1 pseudogene is annotated in these 395 nt (G+C 39.7%); it reads right to left on the bottom strand.

The features are described 5' to 3' along the window. A pseudogene (locus OCV88_RS12265) lies at nt 1-337 on the bottom strand (replication initiation factor domain-containing protein); the annotation flags it as partial. Between the last annotated feature and the right edge of the window lie 58 nt (nt 338-395).

Genomic DNA, 395 nt, shown 5'->3' with positions numbered 1-395 from the left:
TTATCTGCTCTATGGTAAAGAATGGCTTTTCGTTCTTATCATCAATGGCAATATCAAGTCTTGTGAAATGGAAATTATCCAGTCCGTATCTTCGCTCACAGCGTCGGAACATATCTCCAAAGGTACTATTCCTACTGTCGAGAATACGGAAAATATCATCACAACCTCTGCCAGTCATAACAAGATAACAGCCTAGCCCTTGTTGGTTGTCCTCTGTCTTTCTTGCGTCCCCCGATACATAAATATCTCCAATCTGCCAGCGTGCTTGATAAGTCTTGAATTTTATCGTTGCTGGATAAACATTGAAAATGTCAGTCGGTAAATCTAAAATGTGCATGATTACATCTTCAGCGGTTGCCGTTTCAAATACAATGCTGATGTAATCAATCTTAACG

This window comes from Brotonthovivens ammoniilytica (genome assembly GCF_025566885.1).
GTDB classification, from domain to species: Bacteria; Bacillota; Clostridia; order Lachnospirales; family Lachnospiraceae; genus Brotonthovivens; species Brotonthovivens ammoniilytica.
Note: the sequence above shows the minus strand (reverse complement) of the source record. Positions and strands in the feature narration are given on the sequence as shown.